Origin of the sequence: Asanoa sp. NPDC050611 (assembly GCF_040654855.1) — a bacterium.
Classification (GTDB): Bacteria; Actinomycetota; Actinomycetes; order Mycobacteriales; family Micromonosporaceae; genus Asanoa.
In genome coordinates this window covers 1-3,874 of the sequence record NZ_JBFAIU010000502.1, presented here as the reverse complement: position 1 = coordinate 3,874, position 3,874 = coordinate 1, and the positions used below count along the sequence as shown (strand labels likewise).

The window sequence follows — 3,874 nt, the reverse complement described above, 5'->3', positions numbered from 1 at the left end:
GTCGAGCGGAACCAGCTCGCCGTCGGCCCCGGTGCGCGCGGGCCGGCGGGCGTCGGTCAGCAGCATCAGCGCGAGCAGGCCGGCCGCCTCGCCGTCGTCGGGCAGCAGCCGGTGCAGCATCCGGGCGAGCCGGATGGCTTCCGCGGACAGCTCGACCCGGGCCAGCTCCGGCCCGGAGGAGCTCGTGTAGCCCTCGTTGAAGATCAGATAGAGCACCTGGAGCACGGCGTCCAGGCGGGCGTCCCAGGCCTCCGGCGGCGGCATCTCGAAGCCGATCCCGGACGTCTTGATCTTCGCCTTGGCCCGGCTGATCCGCTGGCCCATGGTCGGCTCGGGCACCAGGAACGCGCTCGCGATCTCCGCGGTGGTGAGCCCGCCGACCGCCCGCAGCGTGAGCGCGACCTGGGCCGGCACCGCGATCGCCGGGTGGCAGCAGAGAAAGAGCAGGACCAGTGAGTCGTCGCCGGCAGGGTGGTCGGCGTCGGCGGCCGGCGCCAGCCGGGTCGCCGCCGGGTCCCGGCGGAAATCGCTCTCCTCCCGGAGGCGCCGGGACTCCTCGCTGCGGAGCTGGTCGATCAGGCGACGCGACGAGACCCGGATCAGCCAGGCCCGCGGGTCGTCGGGCACGCCCTCGGCCGGCCACTGGGTGGCGGCCGCGAGCAGCCCCTCCTGCACGGCGTCCTCGGCGGCGTCGAAGTGCCCGTAGCGGCGCACGAGCGCGCCCAGCACCTGCGGTGCCAGCTCCCTGAGCAGCTCGTCCGTGGCCACGACCAGAAGCCTACGACCGGTCAGACCAGCGTCGCCGCCCGCGCGATCACGCTCACCAGGTAGGCGAGGGCGAACACCACGGCGAGGACGGCAGCGGTACGCAGGCGCGGGTCGGCCCGCTGGCGGGTGGATCGGGCCCGGGCGACGCCGTACACCAGGAAGCCGATGGGGAGGATCAGGAAGATCGGGTTGATCAGCACCGCGAAGGCCAGGACGAACGAGATCCAGCCGGCGGTCGTGGTCGGGTGCAGCGCGTCGGCGTCGCCGATGCCGACCTGCGCGACGCCGTAGCGGGCGCGCTGCAACTCCGGCAGCCGGGCGTTGTAACCGGCCTCGCCGTTGTCGCGCATGTCCACCGCGAGGTCGGCCTGCGCGCGCTGCAGCGCCCGGACCCGCCCGTAGGCCCGCATCCCGCCGTAGACGTAGGCGTTCCAGCGGGCCCGGCCCCGGCTGCGCCAGCCGCGCAGGGCGGCAATCTCGTTGTGCGTGGCGATCCACGGGTTCTGCAGGCTCTCCAACGGTCCGGCCAGGCCCTCGTACTCGTCCTTGCGGAAGAAGTGCAACAGGATCAGGAACGTGCCGAGGATCAGCAGGCCCTTGATCAGCAGGACCAGCAGGATGCCGTAGGTGCCGGCGTTGTCGGTCAGGCTCGCGGCCGCGGGCGAGTTCCAGAGGAAGTGCATCAGCCACGCCAGGGCGAGGGCGCCGAGCGCGACGCCGATGCGGTTGAACCAGGAGCGTTCCCGGTGCAGCACGGCGTACGCGACGCCCGCGCCGGCGATCGCGCTGTAGACGGTGTGGCTCCACAGCCCGGCGAGCAGGCCGCGCACCACGAACGTCTGCAGCACCGCGCCGACGCTGTCGGTGCCGTTCGCGGCCACGGCGTTGAGGCTGTAGGTGATGTTCTCGATCTCCTGGAAACCCAGGCCGACGAACGCGCCGTACACGACGCCGTCGAGGATGCTGTTGATCTGCCGCCGGGCCAGCAGCACGATCATCACGATGCCGAGCGTCTTGAGGATCTCCTCGTCGGTCGGCCCTTCGATCGCCGCGGCCCAGTCCCGCACGAAGCCGAGCGAGGTCATCTTGACCAGGATCGACTCGAGCGCGGTGTTGGCCCGCAGCGCGTTGGCGCTGGCCACGAAGCCGCCCCAGATGATCGCCGCGGCGAACAGCCAGCGCGGCTCGGGCTCGAGCCAGTCGACCGCGCGGATGATCGTCACGAACACCGCGCCGTGGATCGCGAACAGCACCACGGCCAGCACGAACGCGGCCGGCGACTCGGCGATCGCCGGGCCGAACGCGATCCCGAGGATCACGACGCCGGCGATGCTGAGCGCCAGGAAGAACCAGACCGCGGGCCAGCGCGCCGCGGCCGCCCAGGACGGGAAGACCCGCCGCCGCCCCGGCAGCGGCGCCGGCGCCTCCTCGACGCTCATGTCGCCGCCTCCCGTCGGTCGGCGGGACAAGAGCTCGGACGGCTGAGTTGACGGCGCTCGCTTCGCTCGCTCATGCGGTCTCGTCGATCGTGACGGTGCGGACGCTGGTCGCCAGCTCCGCGCGGTGCTCGGCGACACCCGCGTCGTTGCCGTCGACCACGGCGGTCACGCCGGTGCCGCCGCGCAGGTAGACGGTGTACCACCCCGTCCGGTTCTCGCCCACGTAGGTGGCCTGCAGCCCGGGTATGCCGCTGTCGGAGGTGACCGCCTGGTCCGGCGAGACGGCCTGGATGCCGGCGACGTTCTGCACCTCGGCGCGGATGCGGTCCGCGAGCTGCTGGAGCGTGCCCGGGAAGGCCTCGGCGGTCAGCCGGTAGCGGACGCCGTCGACCGCGAGCGTCACCACTCCCTGGGTGGGTGAGGTCTGCTCGGCGACGACCGCGGCGTCCGGCGGCGGCACCACGCTCGCGTTGTCAGCGAACTCCAGCGGAGCGGTGCTCGACACCGTGGTGTTGGGCAGCGCGTCGTCGATGGCGGGCAGGCCCAGCGAGAGGGCGAGCACGCCGGCGACCACCACGAGGCAGCCGACGAGGTTGCGCCGCCACGCGGTTGTCGCTGCCATCCGCACATTGTCCGCGATCACCCGGCCGGTGACCATCACGGCACGTGGTCAGTGTGCGGCGACACCACTGGTCGTCAGCAGCGCGTGCATCAGGTGGTTGAGCTCGCAGACCGACCCGACCGGGCGCTCGAAGCCCAGCCGCAGCCGCTGGTGTTCGCCCGTCGCCGAGCCGACGACCAGCCCGTAGCGGTCGATCCGCAGCGCCCGGCAGTCCGCGGGTGCGGGGCGGTGGGCGACCCGTTCGACCAGCGCGGCGAGCTGGTGGAGGTGGTGGTCGTTGAGGCCGTGCAACAGCCGGCCCTCGTCGGCGGCGAGCGGGTCGGGCGCGGCGGCGCGGAAGTCGGCGGGGTCGATCTCGACCAGGGCCCGGCCGTTGGCCAGCCGCACCTCACTGGTGTCGATCCGGAACAGCACCTGGAAGTGGTCGACGTCGAGCAGGTCGCCGAGCGGGCTGACCTGGGCGTACGCGTCGGCGGCGGCGCGTGCCCGGGCGCCGTCGAGGCGCACGGGCTCGCCGGTCAGCCACAGCCGTCCCCGGCTGGGCGCGCCCGGCAGGGGCGGCACGTCGTCGACGCTGAGCACCATCGGCCCGCTGCGCACGGCCGGCCCGGAGGTGAGCGCGGTCGCGAGGTCGGTGCCGAGGCCGACGAGCAGCAGCGGATGTCCGTCGGCAGGCGTGGCGTGGCGGACCTTGACCCGGCCCGGGTACCCGCGGACGTGCGCCGTGCCCTCCAGCCGGCCGTTCGCGAGCGTGCGCGCCACCTCTGCCGCCGTCGGCCGCATGATGCCCTCCTCAGCTGTGGTACGGATCAACTTAAGTTAGGCTCACCTAATTCACAAGCTGCCCCGTACAGGAAAGTCGCAGTTCAGCCCCAGGTACAGGGCAGATATCGGGGGCACCGTGAAGACATGACCGATTCAGGCAGCCGCACAGACCCTCACCAGAACTGGCCGTACCAACCGGCAGCGGCCGCCCCGAGCGGGCCGGTCCCGCCCTGGAGCCACAACCCCTACGGCGCCGCGCCGGCCGGACCGCCACCCCACC

4 protein-coding genes are annotated in these 3,874 nt (G+C 72.8%); all 4 read right to left on the bottom strand.

Annotation, left to right across the window (positions count from 1 at the left end; genetic code table 11):
• The coding region (locus AB0H87_RS39105; protein WP_360158011.1) for a sigma-70 family RNA polymerase sigma factor at nucleotides 1–768 on the bottom strand (768 nt) is incomplete at its 3' end.
• Nucleotides 769–788: 20 nt separating this feature from the next.
• Nucleotides 789–2,207 carry a PrsW family intramembrane metalloprotease gene (locus AB0H87_RS39100; RefSeq protein WP_360158008.1) on the bottom strand — a complete coding sequence of 473 codons (1,419 nt, stop codon included), beginning with the start codon at nucleotides 2,205–2,207 and terminating at the stop codon, nucleotides 789–791.
• A 70-nt stretch (nucleotides 2,208–2,277) separates the two neighbouring features.
• The gene (locus AB0H87_RS39095; protein WP_360158005.1) at nucleotides 2,278–2,829 is read right to left on the bottom strand and encodes a hypothetical protein; all 552 of its coding nucleotides are present in this window, start codon (nucleotides 2,827–2,829) and stop codon (nucleotides 2,278–2,280) included.
• 48 nt (nucleotides 2,830–2,877) lie between these two features.
• Entirely contained in the window at nucleotides 2,878–3,612 is a 735-nt protein-coding gene (locus AB0H87_RS39090; RefSeq protein ID WP_360158002.1) for a DUF2470 domain-containing protein, read from the bottom strand.
• Nucleotides 3,613–3,874: the final 262 nt, after the last annotated feature.